This window comes from Mesorhizobium sp. SP-1A, assembly GCF_032460275.1.
GTDB lineage: Bacteria > Pseudomonadota > Alphaproteobacteria > Rhizobiales > Rhizobiaceae > Mesorhizobium.
The window spans coordinates 85,780-110,367 of the sequence record NZ_JAVXZD010000012.1 but is presented as its reverse complement, the minus strand read 5'-3'; the positions used below and the strand labels follow the sequence as shown (position 1 = coordinate 110,367).

The window sequence follows — 24,588 nt, the reverse complement described above, 5'->3', positions numbered from 1 at the left end:
ATGAGACCAAAAGCAAAAAGGAGAAAGGCAGGAACTTGACCCAAGCCACAGACCCGAAACATACCTAATAGGCGGGTCAATTCTCGGTGGAAATGCCGGGTCAGTTCTCAGTGGCAATCAACAGAAGGAACTCCTGGAGGCCAAGAGCGAGGTTCTTCGCCTTCGTTCGCAACTGCGTCGCACCGAAGAGGAGCGGGATCTCTTAAAAAAAGCCGCGCGGTACTTTGCCAGGGAACCCGAGTGAAGTACCGCTTCATGAACGAGCACCGTCGTGACCACGCCATCACATTGATGTGCCGGGTCCTGCGGGTGACTCGTGCAGGGTTCTACGCGTGGCTGCACGAGCCGCTGAGCGATCACGCCCGGGAAGATGCCCGGTTGCTCGAACTCATCCGCGCCTCCTACAGCGCAAGCCATGGCGTTTACGGTGCCCGTCGCATCTTCGGCGACCTGCGAGAAGCCGGAGAGAGTTGCGGGCTCCACCGTATCGAGCGCATCATGCGGGAAAACGGCATCAAGCCAGTCCGTGGCTACAAGAAGCCCCGATCCATAGCTGGCCGTCCCTCGATCATCGCTCCGAATCGGCTGCAGCGCGAGTTTACCGTCGCCGCGGCCAACAAGGTCTGGGTGACCGACATCACCTATATCCGGACCTGGCAGGGCTGGCTACCTGGCGGTCGTCGTCGATCTGTTTGCACGCAAGGTCATTGGCTGGTCGATGAAGCCCAACCTCTCGAAAGAGCTGGCGCTCGATGCGCTGCTCATGGCTGTCTGGCGCAGGAAACCCGTCGGCCGCGTGGTGGTGCATTCAGACCAGGGCAGCCAGTATGGAAGCGACGACTTCAAGCGATTTTGCCACGCCAACAATCTGGAGCCGAGCATGAGCCGGCGAGCCAATTGCTGGGACAACGCCGTCGCGGAATCATTCTTCTCAAGCCTGAAAAAGGAGCGCATCCGAAAACGCATCTACAAAACCCGAGACCTCGCTCGAGCCGACATCTTCGATTATATCGAGGTCTTCTACAACCGAACCCGCCGCCACTCCCATCTCGGCGGCGTCAGTCCCGAGGCGTTCGAAACCGCCGCGGCGTGAGGCTGGGAATTGTCTGCCAATCCGGGGGCAGTCCAGATCGGTTTATCGGCCGTAATCAACCCAGGCCCTTGAAGGCGTCGAGAGCGCGTTGACGTGCCCGGTCGTGTTCGACGATTCTTTCAGCGTAAGCTTCGACCTTGTTGTGAAGCTGCCACGGCCTATGGACGACGGATGAAGAAACACCGTCAAGTTCCGGCAGCCAACGTTTGACATAGCGGCCATCGGGATCGAATTTCTCGCCTTGCAGAACCGGGTTGAAAACGCGAAAGTAGGGTGCGGCGTCGGCGCCGGAGCCGGCGACCCATTGCCAACTCGCCGCGTTGCTGGCCGGATCGGCGTCCACAAGCGTGTCCCAGAACCACGTCTCGCCCTGTCGCCAGTCGATCAGCAAATGCTTGGCCAGGAACGAGGCGACCACCATGCGCACCCGGTTGTGCATCCAACCCGTCGTCCAAAGTTCACGCATGCCGGCATCGACAATCGGATAGCCCGTCTTGCCTTGCTGCCACGCGCGAAGCGCCTTGGCGTCTGCCCGCCAGGGCATACCGTCGAACCTAGTTTGCAGGTTTTCGCTCGAGATCTCGGGATTGTAATAAAGAAGGTGGTACGAAAACTCGCGCCAGCCCAATTCGGATCGGAATTTTTCGAGGTTTCGATGCGGCCCTGGATTGGTGGCCGCATTGGCGGCGGCCTCTGCGGCGTGCCACAATTGCCGGGGCGAGATGTTGCCAAAGCGCAGATAGGGCGAGAGCCGGGATGTGGCCGAACGGTCGGGGAAATCCCTGAGGTCGGCATACTCGTTCAAATGCTCTTCCAGAAAGAATTCGAGCTGGGCCTGGGCGCCGACTTCTCCGGGCCGCCAGTTCGAGCGCAGTCCGCCCGCCCAATCAGGCGATGACGGCTCCAGCGCCAGATCGGCAAGTTCGACGCCCGTTATTGACGCCTGCCCGCACGAGCCATGGAAGAGGTTCAGCCGCGAGGGAACGCCAAGAGGCTGGCTCGGCTCGCCGGCCTCATGTGCGGCGCGCCAGAATGCGGAAAAAACACGGAACGGGGTGCCGGACTTGGTCTTGATCGACCACGGCTCGTAAAGCAGGTGGCCATTGAAACTTTTCGCCTCGTTCCCCTGTGCTTTGAGGGTGGTTTTCACGGCCTCGTCGACGCGGCGCTCGGCAGCTCCATAGCGGCGGTTCCAGTAGACTGCCGCCGCGTTGCTGTCAGCCGCAAGCTGCGGAATGACCGCCGATGCAACCCCTTTATGGACGCAAAGACTACCGCCAAGGGCGCGTAGGGCATCGTCCAGCTCCTGCAAGGCGCCATGGAGCCACCATCGCGCCGCACCACCGAGCGGGCGTACCCCCGCGGATTCCTCGTCATGCACGAAGACGCAGATGATCCTGCGGCCACAGTTCGCGGCAGCGGTCAGCGCCGGGTTGTCGGACAGTCGAAGATCGTCGCGGAACCAGACGATTACAGGACGTTCGGACTCGGCAAAGGGCGTTTCGGCGGCCATTGTCTGCTGCCGCTAGCCGTTCAGGCGCCAGATTTCAAAATTCAGCAACGATGCGAATGCGATCCACGCCGCGAGAGGTATCAAACAGGCAGCGGCGACCAGATCGAGCCTGCGGAACCGATCTATCGTCGCCAGGATGAGCAGGAACTGCGGTACGATGTTCAGCAATCCTGCAAGCGGATTGTTCAGCTCAAAGAACAGCCATGACCATAGCGCATTCAGCGCCAGTTGCAGGAAGAAGAGCGTCAACGCGACACGGCGCTCTGCGGGTCTGTTAGTAATTTTCAGGATGCGCCAGGCAGCATAAGCCATCAATATGTAAAGGGTCGTCCAGACGGGGGCAAAAATCCAATTCGGCGGGTTGAATGACGGCTTAACGAGCGCCGCATACCATGAGGCGAGATTCGGATATGTCGCCCATTGGCCCAGGAGCGAGGCCGCAATCACGGGGATCAGGGCGACCGATGCCCTGAACCATACCGTCGAGCGATTTGTATTTTCTCGAGGGTCCATACGATTACCCTGAACCAAAGCATCCAATCAGGCAAAATGCGATATGCATCCGTCCAGAAAATCCTAACAGAATGTACGTACGTCGTGGAGGCAGGTTTGGATCAGAAGAGCTTGCCGGCGACTGCGAGCGCGGTGGCAGAAAGATCAGAACGCCGAGATTGCACGCTGCGTCCGAGCGCAGCGAATTTGTTTGATACGAAATCGAGGTTCGCTACGCATGAAGGGAGAACGCCAGACAGAGCGAATGGAACGCGCCCATTTGATCGCACATTGTCAGGAAATGCTGTCTGCGCAGGCCGGAAATTTCTAGTCTTCCGCGAAGCGGCGCACCGCATCACACCGGGTGATGATGAGCCCGGTTCCGGACAAATCCTGATCGCAGCGGACATTCGCTATCGGCTCGACGCTGCACCTCCGCGAGTTTTTAGTACAAGACTAAAAACGGACAGCCCGGGAAACGGCGCCAACCGCTTTCCAGGCTATTCAGGCATCAGCTTTTGATCGCGATACGTTTGGCCTGCGACTGCGCTTTTGCCGTTTTCGGCAAGGTCACGGACAGGACGCCGTTCTTGAAGCGGGCGTCGATCTTGTCCTCCTCGATTTCGTAGCCGATGGGGATGCGGCGCTCGAAGCGGCCGTAGTAGCGTTCCGAGAACTGCCGGTTCTTGTCTTCGGTCTCCGAACGCTTCTCGCCCCGAAGCGTCAGCACGCCGTCGTCGAGCAGGACCTCGATGTCCTTTTCCTCCATGCCGGGCACTTCGGCCGTCACCTTGATCTCCTTGTCGTTGTCGGAGATCTCGACGCTCGGCCAGTTCCCGTTGAACGGAGACGCCCTGCCGACGGAAGGCAGGCCGCCGTCGAAGCCGCGGAAAACGTCGTCGAACAGCCGGTTCACTTCGCGGTGCAGCGACAGGAACGGATCGCGCTCGCTGTCGCGGAACAGGCTCGGGAAGCGGCTCTCCTCGCGTCCCCACGGGATAAGATCGCGTACGCTCATCGTCATTCTCCTTTCGTCAGTCTTGATAACCGTCTTTCAGGCAAAATCCGTGCATCGCCGGACGGCCAGCGCCCGGCATCCGGACGTCATCGGAATTGCCTCAGGCGGCCTGTTTCTCGGCGACCGGCTTATCGACGGCCTTCGTGGCCTTGGCCTCGATACGGAACCCGGCTTTGCCGCCACTGCTGCCAATCTCGATCTTACGCGGCTTGATCTCCTCGGGAATCTCGCGCTGGAGATCAATGGTCAGCAGGCCGTTGACGAGGCTGGCCCCGGTCACCTTGACATGGTCGGCGAGCTCGAAGCGGCGCTCGAACGGCCGCCCGGCGATGCCGCGATGCAGATAGTCACCGCTGTCTTCCGCCGTTCTCTCGCCGGAGATGACCAGCATGTTTGGCTCGTAAACGATGCTCAATTCGTCCTGGCCGAAGCCCGCCACCGCCATGGTGATGTAATAGGCGTCATCGCCCGTCCTGGCGATGTCATAGGGCGGCCAGTTGTCGGCGCTCGGCGTCCGGCTGGCGTTTTCGAGCAAGTTGAAAACGCGGTCGAAGCCGATGCTGGACCTATAGAGCGGGGAAAAGTCGAATGCGGTTCTCATAGCCATATCCTCCATTGCTGAGCAACATGGGTACGAGGAGCGCCAAGGGTGCGGCGCTCCTTGACCTTGCCGGCCCTGGGCGCCGGCGGAATCGATCTGGGGATTCGCTTCCGGCGCGTCAAGGGGTTTCCCGCCAGAACGTCCTAACCGACGCGTATTGTCTGTCCGCTGGCGGGAGTTTGTCTTCCGGCCGATGCTTTAAACATTGGCATGCAGGTGAGCGGCCATGCCGATGACGCGCGAAGAGATCGTGTCGGTCTTTGGGCCGACGGAGGAAACGATCATCGTAGACAAGCGGTCCACCGTGCTTCCTACGAAGAACTGCGGGAAGCAGTCATCGAATGTCGAACCGATGAAGGACCGAAGAGCATCGAGCATTACTTCGAGGAGATTTCCGATCTTCACCTCATCGTCGAACACGGGCCTGACGGAAACCTCCTGATCCGCTGGCATGGTCACCCTGAACCGTCCCGATAACGGCGAGGAGCAGAACCACTTCGAGAAGGCGCTTCAGCAGGAACGTTCCCACTGACCTTTCCGGCACGAACTGACGCCGAGCGTGAAGGCTGGCCTGCGTAGCGGTCGCGGATGTCAAAGCCGGGCAATTCTCGCCCGCCAGATTGACACCCTCCGAAACGTCGTTCCTCCTCATCAAGCAAGGCGCTGCTCAGTGCTTGCGGTGTTTGTTTTCGACCGCTCTGCGGCTGTTGTCGAGCGCACTTCAAGGTCTTTCCCGTCGGTAATGCGTGCCCGATCCTGAGTGTCGCCTCGGGTCGTCTGGTATTAGGCCTTTTCTTTCTGCGGTTATTGTCACTTCCACAATCCACAACGCGACCGGCCTCTTCCGGATCATTTTGCCGGCTGACGTTACTCTGGATTAAGCGAGTTGAAGCGTTTCGGATCTCCGCGAAAAATTTCTCGATCCGCTCTTGAACGACATTTTCAATGTTCCCAAATCGACGAGTCGTCGCGGCTTCGGCTCGACGAATTGGCGTCACAGATACGCTGTGACGCTGCTTGTTACCATGTTGCTTTGCGGAGGATATGGCTATGAGAACCTTCGATTTTGCTCCCCTGTACCGCTCGACGGTCGGCTTTGACCCGCTCTTCGACATGCTCGACAATGGCGGCCGGTCGGACTGGCCGCCCTATAATATCGAGAAGATCCGCGAAAACGACTACCGGATCACCATGGCGATCGCCGGCTACAGCCTCGGCGAGGTCGATCTGACCCAGCACGGCCACGAGTTGATCGTGACTGGCCAAAAAAAGCCCGAACAGGGCGACCGGCAGGTCCTCCACCAAGGCCTTGCGACCGGTAATTTCAGGCAGGTCTTCAAGTTGGCCGACCATGTCAAGGTCGCGCGCGCTACGCTGCAGAACGGCCTGCTGTCGGTGGATCTCGTGCGAGAGATCCCCGAGGAACTCAAGCCTCGCCGCATTGCCATCGGCTCGGCTGACGGCGCCGTGGTGGTTGATGAGGCTGGCAAAAAGAAGCAGATCAGCGGCGACACGGAACCGCAGCGCAAAGCTGCCTGAGTTCCGCGCGAACCCTCAACCTGCGATTTGCCTCCCGGCATCGGCCGGGTGGCACAGATTGCGGAGAAACGGAGATGACAGACCTAGCCGATTTTCAAAATGTCAGCCCGCACGACGGGCCTGTTCCATCCAGGCCGATATTCCAGCGACCCGATGAGGTGTTCGCCGATCCCAAGATGAGCCGCGCCGAGAAGCGTGCGCTTTTGGCTTCCTGGGCGTCCGATGCTCGCGCCGTCCCCGGGTTGCCCTCGATGCGCCAGATGGAGGACGGCTCTCTCATTGACCTGGAGGAAATCCTGCAGGCGCTAAAGGCCCTGGACGCTGCTTCCAATCCCGGCCCGTTGACAACGACGACGCGCGGGCGGAAATCGGCGCAGCGAAGGAGCCGGCCCTCGTTGCGGAACTGGGGTCACATCATGCGCCATCGCCGGCGCGATGATGACGACGATCCGCCGCCTTCTGCTGTTTTGGCAGCCGTTCCGCCGAAGGCCGGCGGTGGCGGTGCCTTCGCGTATCCCGAAACGGCTCTGGCTTGACCAGGCCGCAGTTCTCGTACGCACCTGGCGAGCCGCGGACGGCACCGGTGGGCTGATAGCCCCGCTCAGCGGAACGGAACGTAAGGTTGTCTCCGACATTCATGAGGTAGCGACACTCCGTACCGCTGAGGCGCTCATGGCCAAGGATGCGTCCCACAGTCAGAAGGGAGGTTGCTATGGAAAGTGGAATGTTCAAGCAGTCGATTTTCGTGAGCGACGATGGCTCGTTCTCAGAAAGATCGAGCATGTCATGGATGACATAGAGTTCCTGGGGGAATGGCCGGTCGCAAGACGCGGCCTTCTTCACGCGGCGGCATCTGAAGCATGCTATTCCGCCTGCGATGACCGGAAGTCTGTCGAGGCAGCCCACAAGACTTTTACCACTTGGACCCGTAGGGTCAGATTGGTCAAGGATGTGCCGGTGGCGCCTTCATGGATGACGGGAGCGAAGATCGGCGGATTTCAACATTTTTTGCAGACTGGTGCTTGAATTCGCTGCGGCGGTCTCTGTATCGCCGCCGAATCCGGTCGATAGTGGAAAGAGACTCGGTACTTCGGAGAGCGACATGGCCTCTGATCATGTGGAACCACGACGAAGCGCAAGTCCTTGGAGCGCGGGCTGGGAGTACGAGTTGACAAGGGAGAAATTGCTCCGGCCAGACAGGCTTCCTGTAGCCTCGGACCGTGGCCGGACTGCCAGCCCATGGATGCGATGTCCGGTGGCAGCGCGCCATGCGTTCTTCGTGCGAGAACAGCTATCATCGAGAAGCCCGTGGTGCGATTTTTCATTTTCCGTTCTCGGACAGTCGATGGAGGAAACGACAATGTTGACACGTGAGGACGTTGTATCGGTCCTTGGGCCGACGGACGAAACGCTCATCGCCGACATTCTGTCCACCGGCGCGTCCTTCGAGGAACTGCGGGAAGCCTGGGCCTGGCTCAACGAAGACGAAGCGCTGATGGGCGAAGGACGGCCGCTGCCGGGCACCCGCGTTGCGGAACTGATCGATCTTCTGGATGCTGATGAGGATGATTGAGCGCTCCGGTGCCGGCGTGGACGGTCTTGACGTTCCGCGCAGGGTCCCCATCTCCACGACAGACGTGCGTCATTGACGCCCGTTCGATTGCTTGCTCGCAAAAGACGTCAAGAACGGAGGAAGTGATGAACGACGTTCGGTTCCCCGAACCTGTTACCCTCAAATTTCTGACCGCATCGCGCAATGTCGCCAGCAGCTTCGAGGCGCTGGAATGCCTAGACCAGCAATGGCCCGAGTGGGCGCGGGGGCGGAGCTGGCGTGCTGCCGGGCGCGCCTGCCGCGACGCGCATAAGGCATTTCTCAATGCGGCCAGGCGGGCCGGATTGATCCCGTCGGAAGCACGCGCTCCCCGCAAGTCACGTTCGGTCCGGGTAATCGACAGTTTGCGGCCCGAAGTCGGCTTCAGTGGATGGCTATGACACCGTCGACGGCGCGCCATTCCGACGGCTCGATGAGGCGATGGTGGGCGACGCGCACGGAGTGCAGTGCGCCCTCCAGTTCGCGCTCCCAATAGCCAAGAAAGCCCTTCAATTCCGGAAAATGCGGCGCCAGATCGTACTCCTGCCAGACGTACAGCTGCAGCAAGCTTGGATGGTCCGGAAGATGATAGTGGATTTCAGCCGTGGTCAGGCCATAGCCTTCCATCTGCAGGCGGAATTCCCTGCTGACCGTGGTAGCCATATACGTCTCCTCTGCCTTACGCCTTTATGCGTCCAGACGATCGACGGTGCGTCGCCGACCGTCTGAGGCCGGTGAGGGCCCAGCCGTTCTGTCGAGCCGACATAGCGCGTCCATGATCGTGTCGAAGGAAACGGGCTGCGCGGCCCCCGGTGGCCGGCGCAACGCCGGAACGGAGTCGACGGCGCAGGCGTCCGAGGCCCATGACGAGAGAATCGCCCGCTTTTCCTGGAGATCGAGCGTTTCGTCCTCTACGACTTCGTCGGGATGCCTGAAATGCCTTGCCGGCGACAACAGCCGATCGAGCGCGAGGTCCGATGTTTCGGGAGCGAGAGAAGGGATGATCGGCGAGAGCGTTTGTCGGTTCATCTGGGTCCTCCGTCTTTCCAAAAAACTCCTTTGTGCAGGGTCCTGTTTTGCCAGCCTCGCGGCCGGCGAAGGTATGGATAATTTTGTTCGACCGGGCGGAAAATTCAAGCGGGAAATAATCGGCTGAAGCCCCGATTAGCTGCATGTTTTCATGGCACTAGCACTCGATCAGTGCGAGTCTCAAAAAATTTTTCGAAGCCTCTTGAAACCGGAAAACAGCAAAACTAGCTCGATATGCGCACGCGACGCCGAAAGGGTCGCGCGTACCCCGCACCGGCCCGATATTGCCGGTCCGGTGTGGAGGAACCTCAAAAATCTGTTTGTCCTGAAGGAGAACGATATGGCGTTCCGTCCATTGCATGACCGTGTCCTGGTCCGCCGCATCGAGGCCGATGAAAAAACGGCCGGCGGCATCATCATTCCCGACACTGCCAAAGAAAAGCCGCAGGAGGGCGAGGTCATCGCCGTCGGCCCCGGCGCACGCGACGATAGCGGCAAGCTGGTCGAGCTCGACCTTAAGGTCGGCGACCGCATCCTGTTCGGCAAGTGGTCCGGCACCGAGATCAGGCTGGACGGCGAGGACCTTCTGATCATGAAGGAAAGCGACGTGATGGGCGTGATCGAGCAGACCGCCGAACTGAAGAAAGCGGCCTGACGGGCGCTGATCCAATCAACCGGTCAACGAAAGCTGCCTATTGAAGGAGTGATCCAATGGCTGCCAAGGAAGTGAAATTCCATTCCGACGCGCGCGAGCGCATGCTGCGCGGCGTCGACATTCTCGCCAACGCGGTGAAGGTGACGCTCGGCCCCAAGGGGCGTAACGTCGTCATCGACAAATCGTTTGGCGCGCCGCGCATCACCAAGGACGGCGTGACGGTGGCGAAGGAGATCGAACTGGAGGACAAGTTCGAGAACATGGGCGCGCAGATGGTGCGCGAGGTTGCCTCCAAGACCAACGACCTCGCCGGTGACGGCACCACGACCGCCACGGTTCTTGCCCAGGCCATCGTCAGGGAAGGCGCCAAGGCCGTCGCCTCCGGCATGAACCCGATGGACCTGAAGCGCGGCATCGACAAGGCGGTGGACGCCGTGGTCGCCGAATTGAAGGCCAATGCCCGCAAGATCACCAGGAACGACGAGATCGCCCAGGTCGGTACGATTTCCGCCAACGGTGACGCCGAGATCGGCCGCTTCCTGGCGGAAGCCATGCAGAAGGTCGGCAACGAGGGCATCATCACCGTCGAGGAAGCCAAGACCGCCGAGACCGAGCTCGAGGTGGTCGAGGGCATGCAGTTCGACCGCGGCTATCTCAGCCCCTATTTCATCACCAACCAGGACAAGATGCGGGTCGAACTGGACGAACCCTATGTGCTCATCCACGAAAAGAAGCTCGGCAATCTCCAGGCCATGCTTCCCGTGCTTGAAGCCGTGGTGCAATCGGGCAAGCCGTTGCTCATCATAGCGGAGGACGTCGAAGGCGAGGCGCTCGCCACGCTGGTCGTCAACAAGCTGCGCGGCGGCCTGAAGGTCGCGGCCGTCAAGGCGCCCGGCTTCGGCGACCGCCGCAAGGCCATGCTGGAGGACATCGCCATCCTCACCGGCGGCACGGCGATCAGCGAGGATCTGGGCATCAAGCTGGAAAGCGTGACCCTGCAGATGCTCGGCCGCGCCAAGAAGGTGGTGATCGAGAAGGAGAACACCACGATCGTCGACGGCGCCGGTCGCAAGGAAGAAATCCAGGGCCGCGTCACGCAGATCAAGGCACAGATCGAGGAGACCACCTCCGACTACGACCGCGAGAAGCTCCAGGAGCGGCTGGCCAAGCTCGCCGGCGGTGTCGCGGTGATCCGCGTCGGCGGCTCCACCGAAGTCGAAGTGAAGGAGAAAAAGGATCGCGTCGACGATGCGCTGCACGCCACCCGTGCGGCGGTCGAGGAGGGCATCCTGCCGGGCGGCGGCGTCGCCCTGCTGCGCGCCGTCAAGGCGCTTGACGCCCTGACCACGGACAACACCGACCAGAAATACGGCATCGACATCGTTCGCCGCGCCATCGAGGCGCCGGCTCGCCAGATTGCCGAAAATGCCGGCGCGGAAGGCTCGATCGTCGTCGGCAAGCTGCGCGAGAAGACCGACTTCGCCTGGGGCTGGAACGCACAGACCGGCGAATACGGCGACCTCTACACGCAAGGCGTCATCGATCCCGCCAAGGTCGTTCGAACCGCGCTGCAGGACGCCGCTTCCGTGGCCGGCTTGCTGGTGACCACCGAAGCCATGGTGGCCGAAAAGCCGAAGAAGGAAACCGCGCCCGCCATGCCCGCCGGCGCCGGCATGGACTTCTGAGGCACTGATCACATGGCCCGCTCCCGTCACCGGGGGCGGGCATTTCGCAGATAGTCCGGGGGATGCTATGAACAAGATGACCGAGATCGGATCCGTTCCGCCACCGACCCATTCGCCGAGCCAGTTCCTTGCCTATGAAACGGAATGTCGCCACGCCTTGAAGCCGTTGCTGACGGGCCTGCTGGATATGGCCGTGTCCGCTGGCTGGAACCGGCGCACGGCAGCGTCGACGCTGATGTTCTTGGCCGCGCAGCAGGTATCTGCGACGGCATCGGAGACATCCACGGTCGAGTGTAACTAAAGATCGGTTCTCGCCAATTGCGCTCCCGGATGAAATACCCAACGTCTTGTCACGGGGGCAAATATCCATTTGATTTTCAAGAGAGCGCTAACACGATATGGTCCGGGCGAGCGGGAGCCAATCGAGGGCCGGACCGATGCAGGAATACCTGGATCATAAACTCGAATGTCCCTATTGCGGGACGATCCGGCTTCGCATTCCCGTCGACGCTACAGACGCGACGGAAATCAAATGCGATGACTGTGGCAAATCTCTGGGCACCTGGGGCGAACTGCAGGACGATTTTGCAAAGCAAGGGGGCCATGACGGCGTTTTTCGGCTGTCGAGAGGCAGGATCAAACGGATCGAGTGAAGAATCGCCCCCGTGGTGGTCACCGAGGCAACGTCCTGAAAGCGCGTTCGCGTAAGAAACGGGAGCGGCGGCAGCATGGCCGCCGCTCTGAGGTCGATTGCTGATCAGGTGTGCAAGGGTTTCTCCGTGTTTCTGATGGACGGTATCATCCCGTATTCGACCAGAATGTCTTTCTTCTTGGCGAACTGCATGAGAATGCCGCGCGCTGTCTCTGCGTCGACTTCGCCGGCCAGTGCGGCTTTGCAGGCGCGAATCGCCGCCCTTTGCTCCGGACTGTTTCCACACCAATCCGTGACGAATTGGTAGGCATCGACGACCGAGTTCAGCTGCCGCGGAAAGCCGAGACCGACCCACACGCGGACAGGCTTTTCGAAGGGTTGAGAAAGCATCGTATCCTCCCTTCGTCGTGTCAGGCAGCTACGCCGCCAGTGTCACCGGCTTTCGCCCCGGCCATCCAGGGCATCGCCATGGCGACATCCTCTAGGATTTTCGCCGAACGGGCAAAGCCGACGAACGCGTCGCGCGCAATCTTTATCGGTACACTGCCGTCGAACGCGCGATGGCACGCCCGCATTGCCGTCTCGTATATTGCGCCACGACGATGCTTCGGCCACTCGTGGAGAAAGTCGTAGGCATCCTCGATACAGGCGATCTCTTGGATGAGACCCTCTACTGCTCTCACGAATACCGGGACTTCGAATGTTCTCTCGCTCATTGAAACCTCCAATGGTTGAACGATTTCATCTGGTTGCGGAATGGCCGCCCCGCAAACGGCAGCGGCCATGGGAAATATGTGAGCGCCGATTTTCGCCGTCAAGACTTGCCCATATCCGCGTCTGTCAGGGGCCGTTTCATTCCGACTGTCTTTCCCGCATCAAGGGAAATGAAAGGGAGCTGGCTGCAGTCGGGCCGTGTATGTATTCGACCTGGCAAATGACCGCCATTGCGCCGACGACGATCTGGTCGACCGTGACAAGGTCGCGGTCCATGATCACGATCACCGCCTGCCGAAAAACCAAGCAACATGGCTCTGACCCGAAACTGTAGGATACCGACGGCGCCACTCTTCAGGTCAATAGACCTTCACAGCGTCTACAGTTGCTTCTTCGTCTTCTTCGTCCTCTTCCTCCCCGCGGACCATTCTGGCGGGGATATCCCCCGCCAGTAGCTTCTCCTTCGATAAGAGCCCGGCATCCTCGAGCGCCTCGACGTCGGGCAGGTCGCGCAGCGTAGCGAGGCCAAACGCGAGCAGGAATTCTTTGGTCGTAACGTAGGTATAGGGCGCGCCCGGCGTCGGGCTGCGCGGTCCCGAGGCGATCAGGCCAGCGCCGCGCAGTTGGCCGATCAGGTCGCGCGAAACTTCCTTGCCGAAGAAGGACGACAGTTCGGCGCGGGTGATCGGCTGGAAATAGGCGATGCACATCAGCACCAGCACTTCCGCCTGCGTCAGCTCGGCCGTCTTCTCCCTGCCACCGACCGCCGTGCCAAAAGCACCGCGGATGGCGTCGGCATAGGCCGGCCTTGTCAGGTGCTTCCAGCCGCCGGCGACGGCGACCAGGTCATAGGGCCGACCGCGCAGTTCTTCACGGATGTCGTCGATCAGCAGATCGACGCTGCAGGTCTTGCCGACGATCCGCGCCAGCGTCTCGCGGCCGACCGGCTCGCTGGCGGCGAAGATCGTTGCCTCGACGCGATGCATCCACTCGCGCCAGCGCACCTCCGGCGGCAGATGATCCAGTTCCCGGTCAAACAGGCCTTCGCCTGGTCGCTGGTCAGCTGATCGTCGTTCGCCAGACCGACCTTCGCCGCCCTGCCCTCCCCTTCTCGGCCTTGCCGCGCTTCCCACCATCGTCAAAGTCCAAAAATGCGGAAGGCCGGGCGGCCGGACAGCTCGCGCGCGGCGCCGAGTTCGAGCAGACGGTCGAACAGCCGCCGGCTGGCCCAGCGCGACAGGTTTTTGGTGGTCAAGGTTCCCGACACCGCGTCATCCCCGAGCAGCTGTACGACGACCTCGCCGGCCGCCCTGGATCGCAATTTTGGCACGACCGCCCGCAGCCGTTCGGCCTGCGCCGCCATATCCGCCGCGAGCCGGCAGGCATCGCCGGCGCCGAGGGCTGCGGCAATGAAGGCGGCCCGCTCGAACCCATCACCGCCCGGTCGCGCGCGCCGGCCCTCAAAGCCCGAACGCAGCAGTGACGCGTGGATCTGGGGGGCGAGGATCGGCACGGCATGGCTCCAGCCCATGCGCCACGACAGCGCGCAGTCGGCCAGCCACCAGGCCAAGATTTCGGCCTTTGGGTCTGCCCGCATGACAGAGGCGGCGATGCGCGTGGCGACCGCGGGGGCTGGCGCGCCGCTGCGCACCTCGTCGCGCATAACCTCAATCAGCTCGTCAAAGCCGTCCGACCAGCTGATGCCGAGCAAGGCGGCCACCGCCCGCAAGTCCTCGAGGCTGGGTGGCAGCGCGCGGCCGGCGAGCCGGCGCCAGGCGGCCAGCACATTGCCGGCAGGTCCCGGTTCGTCGCCATGCTGGCGCAGCAACCAGGCGTCGCGCAAGCCCGCTTCGGCCTCCGTCCGGCCCATCAGCTTCATGCAGGCGCTTGCCGCTTTCAGCGCCAGCCGGTGTCGCCACGCGCCGCCCCACTCGGGCTCGGCCCGCACGAGATTATCCAGCGCATTCAAGGCGCTGCCGGCCATGAAGGCAGCTTCCAAAGGGTCCTCGACGCGCGCGCGGCGTCGCCCAGGCCGGCACGCGCGGGACGGGGAGCGCGACGGAAGACGAGGGATGGAGCTGCTGATTCATCGCGGGCAGCATAAACACGATGTGCGGTTTATGCGAGCAATTTCGCCTCGATCCGCACAGCTTGTCGAATTGAGATAATGACCGATAATGTTGCCTTATCGGTCGTTATGTCGTATGGCCCGGAAATGGCCGTTTTCGGCGAGCAAAACTCCGAAAACGGCCCTCAACCAAGCCCCGCTCGACGTCAGCGATGAAGCTGGCGTTCGCCATCAGAGTTGATGCCGGCGGAAAACGGCTCTACCCCCGCTCCGCTCTCGCCCGTTGCCGGCTTCCCGGGTCTTTAGCGAGCCGCCGGCCGGTAGAAAATCACACGTACCGACGGGACAAGCTGGCCGAGATAGTCGAAATCCCGGATGTTTCCCGTCAGCACGGCGGCGCCGAGAAGACCGGCCTGGTGGAAGATCAGCGCGTCATTCAGGAACCGGCGCTCATGCCCCTCCCCTATCGGCAGACCGCTCAGGCGAAACAGCAGCCCGGCCACGATTCCGGCCTGACCCCAAACGCTCGCGTCGGGACTATGGAGGCGATGGACGGGAATGTCCTCGATCGTCTCCCCGACCGCTTTCAGCACCGATTTCGTCATCGGGTGGACCGGGTCCAGGCGACCGAACACATGCGTCAGTTCGGCGAGGCAAACGGCCGAATGCTGGCAGAGGCGATAGGTGAGGAGATCGTCGACCGCTTGCGGCGTACGGCCCTGCAGCACATCGAGATAGACGCTGGTGTCGAGGAGCAGTGCGCCGCCGATCGCCGCCTCGTCTGCGGCCCACGCGAGTTCGGCATCGGGCCGTCGTTCCAGTTGCGTCGAGTGCTTTTGCGGCTTGAGCGAGCGCAGCGCGCTCCGCAGATCAAATGCCAAGATCGAGATCCGCCGGGATGCTCCCCTTGCGGCCGAGGAGACGCGTCCCGAAATCGTCTTCCAGGGCCAGCCGCGACAAAGCGAGTTCCAGCAGTTCGGTGTCGGAGGTGACGTGCGCGCGCCTTTTGGCTGCTTCGATGAGTTCGGAGGGTACGCGGCCGGAAAGACGTGTGTTCTTGGCCGCGCCGAGAAGGCCGACCGCTCTTGCCTGTTCAAGCACGAGACGGTTGCGGGTACGGGCGACCCGTTCGTCGGTTTCGGTTGCCGAGGCGGGATGGGCAGGCATCCATATTCTCCATGCGTTGGACGAAATATAGAAAATGTTGAACAAAAATGCAAGGCGGCAGCATACTGCGCTTGCGGGACGTCAACGCATCATGCCCTGAATCGATCGTGCGCCGTTAGCCGCACGGCCGGTGGCTCCGCCTCGCTCCAGCGATAGATCTCGGCGCGCAGATAGCGGAGTTCGTCACCGTAAAGGTCTTCATCAATCTCGATCCACCAGGCCTTCGGCCGGCCGTCGCTGCCGTCAGACCAGCGATAGCCCCTTGCCTTCAGGTGATCCTTCATGTCGAACGGCGCGTTCTCGGCAAAAATGCGGATCCTGCAACGGGCACTTGATTGCAGCAATTCGGCAAAGGGCAGTGCACCGCTCTCCCCTGCCGGTCTCGCCAACACTTCAAGAAGCGCATGGCAATCGTCGGTAGCCCGATGCCCTTCGTGGAACAGGCCGGACTGCCCAACCAGATAGCCGAGCTTATTGCCCTCAAAGCCCATATCGGCCCAGCGAATTTCCGTGACCGAGCAGGCCCACGCTTTTGGAATGAAGGCCGGCGACAGTTTCTCGCAAAACGGTCGATCGAAGCCGGCGTTGTGGGCGATGATAAGGTCGGCGGGCTCGATCAGCGCATTGAGGGCGGCCATATCGATCGCCTTCCCGGCGACCATCGTATCGGTGATGCCAGTCAGGCGGGTAATTTCTGGGGGAATGGGAGATGAGGGCTGGCGCAGGCCACTGTAGACGCCGACCATGTCGCCGATCCTGCCGCCATCCTCATAGGTGAAGGCGACGACGCCGATTTCGATGACCTCGTCCCTTGCGTGGTAGAGGCCCGTCGTTTCGGTATCGACCAGAACTGCGAGGTGGGGATAGCGACTTTCGCTCCGCCTGATGATCGGACGCGGTACCAGTTTGCGCAGGACCCGGTAGTCACCTCCGGCTTCCAGTCGCCGGGCCGCCTCCTCCGCGTTCCAGTTCGCAGAAACCAAACCGCGTGTAACAGGCCGCTTCTTTGGCGTCGGGCGCGGAACTTCCCGATAGCCGGGCGCTACGTCAAACAGGTCAAACTGGGCGGCTGCCGTCTTCATGCTGTCAGCCTCTTCCAATCCGTTGCTCGGCTTTACCGTTCGAGGCTGATTTTCAACCGCGCTCCGGTTGCCGCCGCGTAGCGTTGCAGCGCCTTTATCGACGGACTGACCTGACCACCTTCCATCTTGGCGACGTAAGACTGCGACGTATGCATCTTCTGCGCTACGTCGGTCTGCGTCATATCGGCCTCGCTGCGCGCCCGGATCAGCGCCTCGGCGAGCGAGAATTCCTCAGCAAGCGCGTCATATTCGGCGCGCACGTCGGGCCGCTTGAGCAAATCCTTTTTCAGGTCATTCAGTTTCATCATCGAACGTCCTCCGCCCGCTTCAAAGCGAGCTCAATTTCCCGGCGAGGCGTCTTTTGGGTCTTTTTGGAAAACACCCTGACCACGACCACACGCCTCGGCCTGGCGACGACATAAAGGGCGCGGGATATGCCGTCCTTGCCCTTCATTCTGATTTCCCATAACGCGCCTTCCAGATGCTTCACATGTGGCTCGCGAACCCGCTCTAGCCCTAAGGACTGGATAAGGTCACCGATCCGCAGAAAGCGGGCAATCTGATCGGCCGGCAGCGCTTCAAGCTCTGCCCGCACCGCGTCATTGAGGATTTCAATCGTCCACGCCATCAATATATCAAATCTGACATAATTTTACAAGCTCATCGCCCGCCATTCCCTTAGCCTGTCCCGCGACTGGTATCCACTCCGGCTTCTCGACCTAACCGTTCAGCGTCTGGCCCCTGCGGCCAATCGCGATCGAGAACGATATAATCGCTGCCAGGTGGGACGGATGAACGAGCTTTCTGGTGGCGATTCCCATTCAGTGTGCATTGTCATACACTGGACGGTGGAAAATATCCTCCGAGAGAATCTTCAGATGACAGTCCCGTTCCGGCAATGATGAACCAGCCTGAAATCACATCTGACGCCGACGCCGACGACCTGCCCGACATTGTCGATGTCGTCATGGCAATGAGCGGCGCTACGATGGAGGACACACAGGAAGGCCAGGATAACGCCCCCTCCCCTTCCCTTCCGGCCACTTCGGGTTCCCGTCTCCCGACACATCTTGAACAGCTCGCGGGCCGCGCCCGCGATTATGTCGAGGCGGCGAGCTCGGCCAACACACGGCGCGCTTATGCCTCCGACTGGAAGCACTTTTCCAGCTGGTGTCGGCGCCAGGGCTTTGCCGCGTTGCCGCCCGATCCGCAGACTGTGGGTCTTTACATCACCGCGCTCGCATCCGGCACGGCGACGGGGGAGAAAAAGGCCGTGTCGACGATCGAGCGCCGACTGTCGTCGCTGACGTGGAATTATGCCCAGCGCGGCCAGCCCCTCGACCGCAAGGACCGCCATATCGCCACCGTCATGGCCGGTATCCGCAACAAGCACGCCTCCCCTCCCCGGCAGAAGGAAGCGGTGCTGCCCGAAGATCTGATCGCCATGCTGGAAACGCTCGACCGCGGAACCTTACGAGGCTTGCGCGATCGCGCCATGCTTCTGCTCGGCTTTGCCGGCGGCCTGCGTCGTTCCGAGATCGTCGGGCTAGATGTCGGTCGCGACCAGACGCAGGACGGGCGCGGTTGGGTCGAGATCCTCGACAAGGGCCTATTGGTGATCCTGCGCGGCAAGACTGGCTGGCGCGAGGTCGAGGTTGGACGCGGCTCCTCCGACGTCACCTGCCCGATCGTTGCGCTGGAGACATGGTTGAAGTTTGCCCGCATCGGCCACGGCCCGCTGTTTCGCCGCGTTACAGGGCAAGGCAAGGCTGTCGGCGTCGATCGGCTCAACGACAAGGAGGTCGCCCGCCTCGTCAAACGCACCACGCTTGCCGCCGGCGTACGCGGGGACCTGCCCGAAGCCCAACGCGGGATGATGTTTGCCGGCCACTCGCTGCGTGCCGGCCTCGCCTCCTCCGCCGAGGTCGACGAGCGCTACGTGCAAAAGCAACTCGGACACGCCTCAGCCGAGATGACGCGAAAATACCAGCGGCGGCGCGATCGGTTCAGGGTCAACCTTACCAAGGCGTCGGGGTTGTAGAGAATTTCCTCCGCTGCCTAATGCTCGATGCGGTCTGACCAGGCCCCTTTTGGTGACGACAGGGCCTCGTCAAGGACGGCGATCGCCGCGTCCAAGCTGTCTGCAGCCGAAGCCTCGTATTCGGGCATGATCATCAGTTGCGCCACCGTACGGCTGACGAATTCAGGGTTGAGCTTTTCGACCCGCTCTCTGGCGCGTGCCCCCTGCCGTGGGAACGCGCGCAAGGCATCGACGACAGGCCCCAAGTGCGTACGGGCTGCGGCCGCTATGTCGAAGATGTCGCGCGGTGTAGCTTTCGATCCCCGGTAGGAGATCTTCTTTGGCGATGATCTCGGGACCGGTCTCGAGATGGACCGACCGGCCCTCGATGGGCGTCGAGGAAAAAATCGATGTCGTGGCTTTCGCGATGCCCGATGTGGGTCATCATGGCCGTGCCGCCGCCGAATGACCATTGGAAATCGAAGCCGCCAGCATTCTCTCTTAGCTGCTCGATCAGGTCGACGGAGGTTCTAAAACGCAGTCGTCCTTCTGAAGGGTGCCGGCTATCGCGTCCATCCATCACGCAGCGAGTGGATAGCTCGCCGGACCAGGCAGCGAACGCAGCAGCAAAGGCATTCAGGGCGGGCGCCGGGATTGATGCTCAGCAGCAAACTCGATCTGCAGCGCCGGGGAAACCTCACCGAAACAGGTGCTGACGTGTCCCGGATGGTGTTTGGCCAAATCGAGATCCGCAAGGCGATTCGCAAGCTCCGCGTCGTCCAGTTGCACACTGTAGGGCGCGTTCATGGTCGTCAGGACGGATGCCAAAAGCTTGCTCAAATCTGCGTGCAGGCCGCCTACGGCTCCACCGCCGGGGCGCTGCGGCCTTGTTTCACTGGGTAGAGCCCCGCTTTCCCTTCCAAAGGGCAGTGGGGCGGTAGCAAAATTCCAAGCCGGAATAGATCTTGTGCACCGGGTGGAGCAGCAACAATACGAAAGGTCAGAAAGCCGCCTTTGGCATCAGCTTTATTCTCTTCACCGAGACAGAATGGGGCTTACATTGGGCGACCATGCTGCCCGCAGCAAGGGACGGATTAGTTCTTGGCGCCCAATGCCCCATTGTCAGCCGTTTTTTGCGTAATAAAACAAAGCAATATCAATGCGATACGGAGTTTGAGCAGGGGAATTAATAGATGCGACCGAGGGGGCTCGACGGTTAACCCTTTGTTAGCATTAAAATTCTTGACGCTTGGATAGAATCGAATGGATAATTGCGCAAATTTCCGCGTCATGAAGATTTTTGCGAAAGTGACGTGCCGGAGAAGCGGTCCTCGAAATGAATCAGTCGGTGCTCACGCGATTTGACCACGAGATTGCCCAGCAAGGTGCAAGGATTTCCAGTGCTTTGAATGTGCTGCGGATGCAGCAATATCCACCAGACGCCAGAAAGGGTCTCCGGAAGTTCCAGATCGCTGAAGTCGCCGATCTAATTGGCGTCACCCAAAGCCATCTGCGCCAACTTCATACAGACGGCAAGGGCCCTGAGGTGGAGGTCAATGCCGGGCGACGTTACTATTCGGCAGAGCAAATGCTGGACCTCAGGGAATTCCTCGAAGCCAACAAGAAGTCGGACAAGCGCATTTACGTTCCACATCGTCGAGCGGGCGAGGGGACTCAGGTCATCTCAGTCGTCAATTTCAAGGGTGGTTCTGGCAAAACAACGACAGCAGCTCACCTCGCCCAGTATCTCGCACTCACCGGCCATAGGGTTCTGGCAATCGATCTCGATCCTCAAGCGTCATTGACCTCATTGTTCGGAATCCAACCAGAACTCGATGATACCGAATCCCTGTATGAAGCTCTGCGGTTTGATGAGGACCGCAAGCCAATCACCGACGTAATACAGCGCACTAATATTCCTGGCCTGGATGTGGTTCCGGCTAGTTTGCTTCTGCAAGAATACGAATACGATGTGCCGCTCGCGATTTCCGGAAAAAAAGGCGATGAAGGGCGCCAGTTTCATTTGCGGATCGTGAATGCCCTGAAGCAGGTTGACCCAAATTATGATGTCGTCGTCATCGACTGCCCACCTCAGCTCGGATATCTAACTGTCACCGCTCTGATGGCATCTACTGGTATTCTAATCACCATTCACCCGCAGATGCTCGACATAATGTCGATGTCTCAGTTTTTGCAGATGCTAGGCGGCATCATGACTTCGGTCGCTGATGCAGGAGCTGAAATCAAGGTTAAATGGTTCAGATATCTAGTAACTCGGTATGAGCCGACTGACATTCCGCAAGCCCAGATGGTCGGTTTCATGCAGTCGATGTTCGCGCAGAACATGCTTCAAAACCACGTTCTGAAATCCACGGCAATCTCGGATGCGAGCATAAGAAAGCAGACCCTCTACGAAGTGGAGCGGAGTGATTTCGTCCGTTCGACCTTTGATCGCGCCATGGAGAGCCTCAATGCCGTAAATGGCGAGGTTGCTCGCCTCATTCACGCTACTTGGGGGCGAAAATGATAGATTTTGTCAGCCGTTCAATCGTTAAGTTTTTCGTTGAAAAACAGGAGTCTAAGAGAATTGAACCTTTGAAAGGATGCCGACATGTCGCGTAAGAATCCATTCGCGGCGATCGATCTTGCCTCTTTGGGCACAGAGGTAGCGCCGGCGGTTAAGGCAGGGTACGGCATGACTGGTGCAGCGAAAACCGTTGTACGGTCAGTGGAGGAAATGGCCGAGAATACGAAGCGATTAATGGATGGCGAGGTCATCGTCGAACTTGATCCAATGTTGCTCGACAGCTCGTTTGTAGCTGATCGCCTGTCTGCAGATGATCAAGATTATAGGGATTTGAAGGCTGCAATCCACCAGCATGGCCAGACTACACCGATCCTCGTGAGGCCAAACCCGGAGAACGAGCAACGATATATGGTGGTGTTTGGCCACCGCAGAGCACAAGCCGCAAGAGATCTAGGGCTCAAAGTAAAAGCAGTTATCAAGCAACTTGATGACATGGCGCACGCGATCGCGCAGGGGCAGGAGAATTCAGCGCGATCAAATCTCTCGTTCATTGAGCGCGCCTATTTCGCTCAGAATCTCCTTATCAATCGCATGTCCAAGGATATCGTGAAATCAGCGATCGGTATCGACGATGCCATGCTGTCGAAGATGCTTAGCGTCATCGAGGCGATTCCCGAGGACATCATGACAGCGCTCGGCGCATCGAAGGGTATTGGCCGTGACAAGTGGCTCAGCCTTCGTCAAATCGTTCTCAACCCTGCGTACAAGGATGTCGCTCGCCAACATATTCTGAAGCCCGAATTCAGCGAGGTTCCAGACGATCGTCGTTTCGACGAGCTATTAAATTTCTTGAAGCGCTACCGCGCCAAATCAACGGCAAAAACTCCTAGATCGGCCAAGGTCTCCACTTCCTGGACGTCCAGCGACAACAGCATGAGCGTCAGCATGAACCGGCAGGCGAAAAAAGTGGCAATCGAGCTTTCAAACGTCGAAGCGAGACCATTCAGTGATTGGCTAACAACCAACCTTGATCGTCTCTACGACGAGTATCGCAATTCAAAAAATAGCTAAACGGAGCACAGACCGCAAAAGAAAAAGGCCCCCGAACGATCTCTCGCGGAAGCCCTTCTCATCCTTAAGCAAGCTGAGAATCACATTTCCGCGAATCACTGTCAAGAGTCATCAGCGTCGATTCGGCGAGCAGGTTTCTTTTGCCCAATGAGAGGGTGAAGGAAGAACATGGAAACGGGCATTGCAACGACGCCTTTTGGGCGGCGACCGATGTCGCTTGCCTTGCTGGCAGCGCAAAACGATTCAAACGAGATTCCCGATGGCAAGGCCGTAGATAAATGGCAGGCTTACCGGGATCTGTGCGAAGGAAAATCTGTCGTCGGCATCGGCGACCGCGCTCTCGCGGTTCTCGCGGCCCTGCTGTCGTTCTATCCGGACGACCAACTGAGCGAGGAAAATGGCCTGGTCGTGTTCCCGTCCAACAGACAGTTGATCCTGCGCGCCCACGGGATGTCGGAACCGACCCTGCGGCGCCACCTGGCAGCTTTGGTCGCGAACGGTCTGGTCACCCGTCGAGATAGCCCGAACGGCAAACGATACGCCCGTAAGGGCAGGGGAGGGGCCTTCGAGGAGGCCTTTGGTTTCTCCCTGGCACCCATGCTGGCGCGCGCCGGCGAGTTCTCAGAGGCCGCTGAACGGGTCCGTGCCGGCAATCGGGCGCAGAAGCTCATGCGGGAACGCATCACACTGCACCGCAGAGACATCAGCAAGCTGATCGAGGCGGCCGTCGAGGAAGACGTTCCAGGCGACTGGAGCGGCCTCTGGAGGCGTTTTCGGGCAATTGTGGACGCGATCCCGCGCCGTGCGGCCGTTGCCGACCTGGAGCCGATTGTCGGCGATCTGGCCGCGATCCGTGAGGAAGTGGATATCCTTCTGAATTCTCACATGAATATCGAAGATTCAATCGGCAATGACGCTCGAAATGAGCGGCAGTATTCTGATTCAAACACCGACTCTCTTATTGAATTTGAACCTGCTTTGGAAAAAAGCGGGGTGACGGCCGAGCCCAGACGAGAACCGCAGGAGCCGCCGAAGGGCTATCCATTGGGATTTGTGCTGAAGGCCTGCCCGGAAATCATCGACTACGCGGTCGACGGGGTCGCCAGTTGGCGAGATCTAATGGCCGTCGCCGCCCAGGTGAGGGGATATCTCGGTGTCTCGCCGTCGGCGTATGAAGATGCCTGCCATGTCATGGGGCCGGAAAACGCGGCGATTGTCGTTGCCTGCATTCTGCAGCGCGCTCAGCACATCAATTCGGCTGGCGGCTATCTGAGGGCGCTTACCGAGAAGGCGAGGGCAGGGGAGTTCACCGTCGGCCCTATGCTGATGGCGGCATTCAAAGCGAACGGCTCAACGGCAAGGATGGCGGGATGACCAAGTTCGAAGAGTTGGTTTGCTCGAGCGATATGGCGAAAGCCCTTCTCTCGACGTGCGATGTTGGCCGGGTCCAGTCGCTGCCTTCTTTTATGACTGTCAGACATTGATCTCGGGCGGGTTGGCGATTTTGGCGGCCTTAGCGACCGTGGTCTATTTACGTTGGCAAGGCGAAGATCTCTAACGCACGAGGCGACAGGCTGCAAAATTATCTGTAATTAGGAAGGCGACTTGATGCCTAAATTGCCGTAGCACGCTGGAGATGGAAGACTACGCATGAAATTCGAACTACGGCCCGCCAATAGTCTGACGGGTCCAAGGGTCTATTCCACTGATTTCAACCCGAGAGCTTTGGGGCGGGGCGCGAATGAGCTCGTCATTTCCAGGAGCTTGAAGATTAAGCTCCTGACCAAAGGCGTGGTGACAATCAATGGCGGGCAAGCGCTCAAGAAGCTCTCGCCGAAGAACGAGGCGAAAATTCTCACTGGCCTGCGGGAAATGAGGGCGATCAGCGCGGAGTACCAAAGGCCGTTTTGATCTGCTGGTGTTGACCTGCCAATATGACCTGATGTCGATTGGCCGCGCCGTATCGCGTCTGCCTTCCGGTGGCCAGGTCATGGAGCGGGCGCCGGATTCTCCGCAAGCGCCTCGCCGGCGGCATTGCGCTGGCAAAGGCCCATCGCCGCTCGAACTGCTT

At 60.1% G+C, this 24,588-nt stretch carries 36 protein-coding genes and 1 pseudogene; 18 read left to right on the top strand and 19 right to left on the bottom strand.

Going from position 1 to position 24,588, the window contains the following annotated elements; translation table 11 throughout:
- Positions 1 to 255: 255 nt before the first annotated feature.
- Both QU595_RS28970 and QU595_RS28965 read left to right on the top strand, forming a co-directional pair.
- Positions 256 to 477: pseudogene (locus QU595_RS28970) on the top strand (IS3 family transposase); the annotation flags it as partial.
- A 166-nt stretch (positions 478 to 643) separates the two neighbouring features.
- Positions 644 to 1,093 (top strand): IS3 family transposase, encoded by a 450-nt coding sequence (locus QU595_RS28965; RefSeq protein WP_315928587.1) that lies wholly within the window; start codon positions 644 to 646, stop codon positions 1,091 to 1,093.
- A 55-nt stretch (positions 1,094 to 1,148) separates the two neighbouring features.
- Here the strand turns inward: QU595_RS28965 and QU595_RS28960 are convergent, their stop codons facing one another.
- The gene (locus QU595_RS28960) at positions 1,149 to 2,606 is read right to left on the bottom strand and encodes a deoxyribodipyrimidine photo-lyase (protein ID WP_315928573.1); all 1,458 of its coding nucleotides are present in this window, start codon (positions 2,604 to 2,606) and stop codon (positions 1,149 to 1,151) included.
- Between the two features lie 12 nt (positions 2,607 to 2,618).
- Positions 2,619 to 3,119: a TspO/MBR family protein gene (locus QU595_RS28955; RefSeq protein WP_315928571.1), complete on the bottom strand. Its 501-nt coding sequence runs from the start codon at positions 3,117 to 3,119 to the stop codon at positions 2,619 to 2,621.
- Between the two features lie 96 nt (positions 3,120 to 3,215).
- On the opposite strand from QU595_RS28955, the gene QU595_RS28950 reads away from it, so the two are divergent.
- Positions 3,216 to 3,620 carry a hypothetical protein gene (locus tag QU595_RS28950; RefSeq protein ID WP_315928569.1) on the top strand — a complete coding sequence of 135 codons (405 nt, stop codon included), beginning with the start codon at positions 3,216 to 3,218 and terminating at the stop codon, positions 3,618 to 3,620.
- Here QU595_RS28950 and QU595_RS28945 read toward each other — a convergent pair.
- From QU595_RS28945 to QU595_RS28935, 3 genes are all read right to left on the bottom strand, one after another.
- A complete protein-coding gene (locus QU595_RS28945; protein ID WP_315928567.1) occupies positions 3,610 to 4,116 on the bottom strand; it encodes an Hsp20/alpha crystallin family protein in 507 nt (168 codons plus the stop codon). The genes QU595_RS28950 and QU595_RS28945 overlap by 11 nt on opposite strands.
- Before the next feature lie 100 nt (positions 4,117 to 4,216).
- Complete coding sequence (locus QU595_RS28940; RefSeq protein WP_315928565.1) at positions 4,217 to 4,717, bottom strand: Hsp20 family protein; 501 nt, start codon at positions 4,715 to 4,717, stop codon at positions 4,217 to 4,219.
- A gap of 198 nt (positions 4,718 to 4,915) precedes the next feature.
- A complete protein-coding gene (locus QU595_RS28935; protein ID WP_315928563.1) occupies positions 4,916 to 5,176 on the bottom strand; it encodes a hypothetical protein in 261 nt (86 codons plus the stop codon).
- A gap of 591 nt (positions 5,177 to 5,767) precedes the next feature.
- Here QU595_RS28935 and QU595_RS28930 point away from each other — a divergent pair.
- The 5 genes from QU595_RS28930 (at position 5,768) to QU595_RS28910 (ending at position 8,248) form a co-directional block, all read left to right on the top strand.
- Complete coding sequence (locus QU595_RS28930) at positions 5,768 to 6,256, top strand: Hsp20 family protein (RefSeq protein WP_315928561.1); 489 nt, start codon at positions 5,768 to 5,770, stop codon at positions 6,254 to 6,256.
- Positions 6,257 to 6,414: 158 nt separating this feature from the next.
- A complete protein-coding gene (locus QU595_RS28925; RefSeq protein ID WP_315928559.1) occupies positions 6,415 to 6,792 on the top strand; it encodes a hypothetical protein in 378 nt (125 codons plus the stop codon).
- 136 nt (positions 6,793 to 6,928) lie between these two features.
- A complete protein-coding gene (locus QU595_RS28920; protein ID WP_315928557.1) occupies positions 6,929 to 7,282 on the top strand; it encodes a DUF982 domain-containing protein in 354 nt (117 codons plus the stop codon).
- 334 nt (positions 7,283 to 7,616) lie between these two features.
- Positions 7,617 to 7,829, top strand: coding sequence for a hypothetical protein (locus tag QU595_RS28915; protein ID WP_315928555.1), 213 nt, complete (start codon positions 7,617 to 7,619; stop codon positions 7,827 to 7,829).
- Between the two features lie 125 nt (positions 7,830 to 7,954).
- Positions 7,955 to 8,248 carry a DUF982 domain-containing protein gene (locus QU595_RS28910; RefSeq protein WP_315928553.1) on the top strand — a complete coding sequence of 98 codons (294 nt, stop codon included), beginning with the start codon at positions 7,955 to 7,957 and terminating at the stop codon, positions 8,246 to 8,248.
- On the opposite strand, the gene QU595_RS28905 is transcribed toward QU595_RS28910, so the two are convergent.
- A complete protein-coding gene (locus QU595_RS28905; RefSeq protein WP_315928551.1) occupies positions 8,232 to 8,510 on the bottom strand; it encodes an usg protein in 279 nt (92 codons plus the stop codon). The two genes, QU595_RS28910 and QU595_RS28905, sit on opposite strands and share 17 nt — an antisense overlap.
- Positions 8,511 to 8,534: 24 nt before the next feature.
- Complete coding sequence (locus QU595_RS28900) at positions 8,535 to 8,876, bottom strand: hypothetical protein (protein ID WP_315928549.1); 342 nt, start codon at positions 8,874 to 8,876, stop codon at positions 8,535 to 8,537.
- 340 nt (positions 8,877 to 9,216) lie between these two features.
- Here QU595_RS28900 and QU595_RS28895 point away from each other — a divergent pair, with 340 nt between their 5' ends.
- The 4 genes from QU595_RS28895 (at position 9,217) to QU595_RS28880 (ending at position 11,869) form a co-directional block, all read left to right on the top strand.
- On the top strand, positions 9,217 to 9,531 hold the full coding sequence (locus tag QU595_RS28895; RefSeq protein WP_315928547.1) for a co-chaperone GroES: 315 nt from the start codon (positions 9,217 to 9,219) through the stop codon (positions 9,529 to 9,531).
- A 56-nt stretch (positions 9,532 to 9,587) separates the two neighbouring features.
- Positions 9,588 to 11,216: a chaperonin GroEL gene (gene groL, locus QU595_RS28890; protein ID WP_315928545.1), complete on the top strand. Its 1,629-nt coding sequence runs from the start codon at positions 9,588 to 9,590 to the stop codon at positions 11,214 to 11,216.
- Between the two features lie 67 nt (positions 11,217 to 11,283).
- On the top strand, positions 11,284 to 11,517 hold the full coding sequence (locus QU595_RS28885) for a hypothetical protein (RefSeq protein ID WP_315928543.1): 234 nt from the start codon (positions 11,284 to 11,286) through the stop codon (positions 11,515 to 11,517).
- Positions 11,518 to 11,653: 136 nt separating this feature from the next.
- Positions 11,654 to 11,869, top strand: coding sequence for a hypothetical protein (locus tag QU595_RS28880; protein WP_315928541.1), 216 nt, complete (start codon positions 11,654 to 11,656; stop codon positions 11,867 to 11,869).
- Positions 11,870 to 11,973: 104 nt separating this feature from the next.
- On the opposite strand, the gene QU595_RS28875 is transcribed toward QU595_RS28880, so the two are convergent.
- The 10 genes from QU595_RS28875 to QU595_RS28830 form a co-directional block, all read right to left on the bottom strand.
- Positions 11,974 to 12,258, bottom strand: a complete 285-nt coding sequence (locus QU595_RS28875) for a DUF982 domain-containing protein (RefSeq protein WP_315928539.1) — start codon at positions 12,256 to 12,258, stop codon at positions 11,974 to 11,976.
- 20 nt (positions 12,259 to 12,278) lie between these two features.
- A complete protein-coding gene (locus QU595_RS28870; RefSeq protein WP_315928537.1) occupies positions 12,279 to 12,584 on the bottom strand; it encodes a DUF982 domain-containing protein in 306 nt (101 codons plus the stop codon).
- A gap of 136 nt (positions 12,585 to 12,720) precedes the next feature.
- Complete coding sequence (locus tag QU595_RS28865) at positions 12,721 to 12,858, bottom strand: hypothetical protein (RefSeq protein ID WP_315928535.1); 138 nt, start codon at positions 12,856 to 12,858, stop codon at positions 12,721 to 12,723.
- An 83-nt stretch (positions 12,859 to 12,941) separates the two neighbouring features.
- Positions 12,942 to 13,718, bottom strand: a complete 777-nt coding sequence (locus QU595_RS28860) for an SMC-Scp complex subunit ScpB (protein WP_315928533.1) — start codon at positions 13,716 to 13,718, stop codon at positions 12,942 to 12,944.
- A 2-nt stretch (positions 13,719 to 13,720) separates the two neighbouring features.
- A complete protein-coding gene (locus tag QU595_RS28855) occupies positions 13,721 to 14,656 on the bottom strand; it encodes a DUF1403 family protein (protein ID WP_410000594.1) in 936 nt (311 codons plus the stop codon).
- A 296-nt stretch (positions 14,657 to 14,952) separates the two neighbouring features.
- Complete coding sequence (locus QU595_RS28850) at positions 14,953 to 15,531, bottom strand: hypothetical protein (protein WP_315928529.1); 579 nt, start codon at positions 15,529 to 15,531, stop codon at positions 14,953 to 14,955.
- The gene (locus QU595_RS28845) at positions 15,521 to 15,817 is read right to left on the bottom strand and encodes a hypothetical protein (protein WP_315928527.1); all 297 of its coding nucleotides are present in this window, start codon (positions 15,815 to 15,817) and stop codon (positions 15,521 to 15,523) included. The genes QU595_RS28850 and QU595_RS28845 overlap by 11 nt, the downstream gene beginning before the upstream one ends.
- 89 nt (positions 15,818 to 15,906) lie before the next feature.
- Entirely contained in the window at positions 15,907 to 16,899 is a 993-nt protein-coding gene (locus tag QU595_RS28840) for a 3'-5' exonuclease (RefSeq protein ID WP_315928525.1), read from the bottom strand.
- A gap of 32 nt (positions 16,900 to 16,931) precedes the next feature.
- Complete coding sequence (locus tag QU595_RS28835) at positions 16,932 to 17,207, bottom strand: helix-turn-helix domain-containing protein (protein ID WP_256754739.1); 276 nt, start codon at positions 17,205 to 17,207, stop codon at positions 16,932 to 16,934.
- Positions 17,204 to 17,527: a type II toxin-antitoxin system RelE/ParE family toxin gene (locus QU595_RS28830; protein WP_315928522.1), complete on the bottom strand. Its 324-nt coding sequence runs from the start codon at positions 17,525 to 17,527 to the stop codon at positions 17,204 to 17,206. Before QU595_RS28830 ends, QU595_RS28835 begins: the two co-directional genes overlap by 4 nt.
- 273 nt (positions 17,528 to 17,800) lie before the next feature.
- Here QU595_RS28830 and QU595_RS28825 point away from each other — a divergent pair, with 273 nt between their 5' ends.
- Positions 17,801 to 18,940 carry a site-specific integrase gene (locus QU595_RS28825; RefSeq protein WP_410000591.1) on the top strand — a complete coding sequence of 380 codons (1,140 nt, stop codon included), beginning with the start codon at positions 17,801 to 17,803 and terminating at the stop codon, positions 18,938 to 18,940.
- A 17-nt stretch (positions 18,941 to 18,957) separates the two neighbouring features.
- Here the strand turns inward: QU595_RS28825 and QU595_RS28820 are convergent, their stop codons facing one another.
- Positions 18,958 to 19,164 carry a hypothetical protein gene (locus tag QU595_RS28820; RefSeq protein ID WP_315928518.1) on the bottom strand — a complete coding sequence of 69 codons (207 nt, stop codon included), beginning with the start codon at positions 19,162 to 19,164 and terminating at the stop codon, positions 18,958 to 18,960.
- Between the two features lie 41 nt (positions 19,165 to 19,205).
- A complete protein-coding gene (locus QU595_RS30255) occupies positions 19,206 to 19,364 on the bottom strand; it encodes a hypothetical protein (RefSeq protein WP_410000593.1) in 159 nt (52 codons plus the stop codon).
- A 212-nt stretch (positions 19,365 to 19,576) separates the two neighbouring features.
- On the opposite strand from QU595_RS30255, the gene QU595_RS28810 reads away from it, so the two are divergent.
- From QU595_RS28810 to QU595_RS28790, 5 genes are all read left to right on the top strand, one after another.
- Entirely contained in the window at positions 19,577 to 19,822 is a 246-nt protein-coding gene (locus tag QU595_RS28810) for a hypothetical protein (protein ID WP_315928514.1), read from the top strand.
- 433 nt (positions 19,823 to 20,255) lie between these two features.
- Complete coding sequence (repA, locus tag QU595_RS28805; protein ID WP_315928512.1) at positions 20,256 to 21,446, top strand: plasmid partitioning protein RepA; 1,191 nt, start codon at positions 20,256 to 20,258, stop codon at positions 21,444 to 21,446.
- Between the two features lie 84 nt (positions 21,447 to 21,530).
- Positions 21,531 to 22,517: a plasmid partitioning protein RepB gene (gene repB / locus QU595_RS28800; protein ID WP_315928510.1), complete on the top strand. Its 987-nt coding sequence runs from the start codon at positions 21,531 to 21,533 to the stop codon at positions 22,515 to 22,517.
- Between the two features lie 168 nt (positions 22,518 to 22,685).
- A complete protein-coding gene (gene repC / locus QU595_RS28795) occupies positions 22,686 to 23,891 on the top strand; it encodes a plasmid replication protein RepC (protein WP_315928508.1) in 1,206 nt (401 codons plus the stop codon).
- Between the two features lie 276 nt (positions 23,892 to 24,167).
- Positions 24,168 to 24,428 (top strand): hypothetical protein, encoded by a 261-nt coding sequence (locus tag QU595_RS28790; RefSeq protein ID WP_315928506.1) that lies wholly within the window; start codon positions 24,168 to 24,170, stop codon positions 24,426 to 24,428.
- Positions 24,429 to 24,588 lie beyond the last annotated feature (160 nt).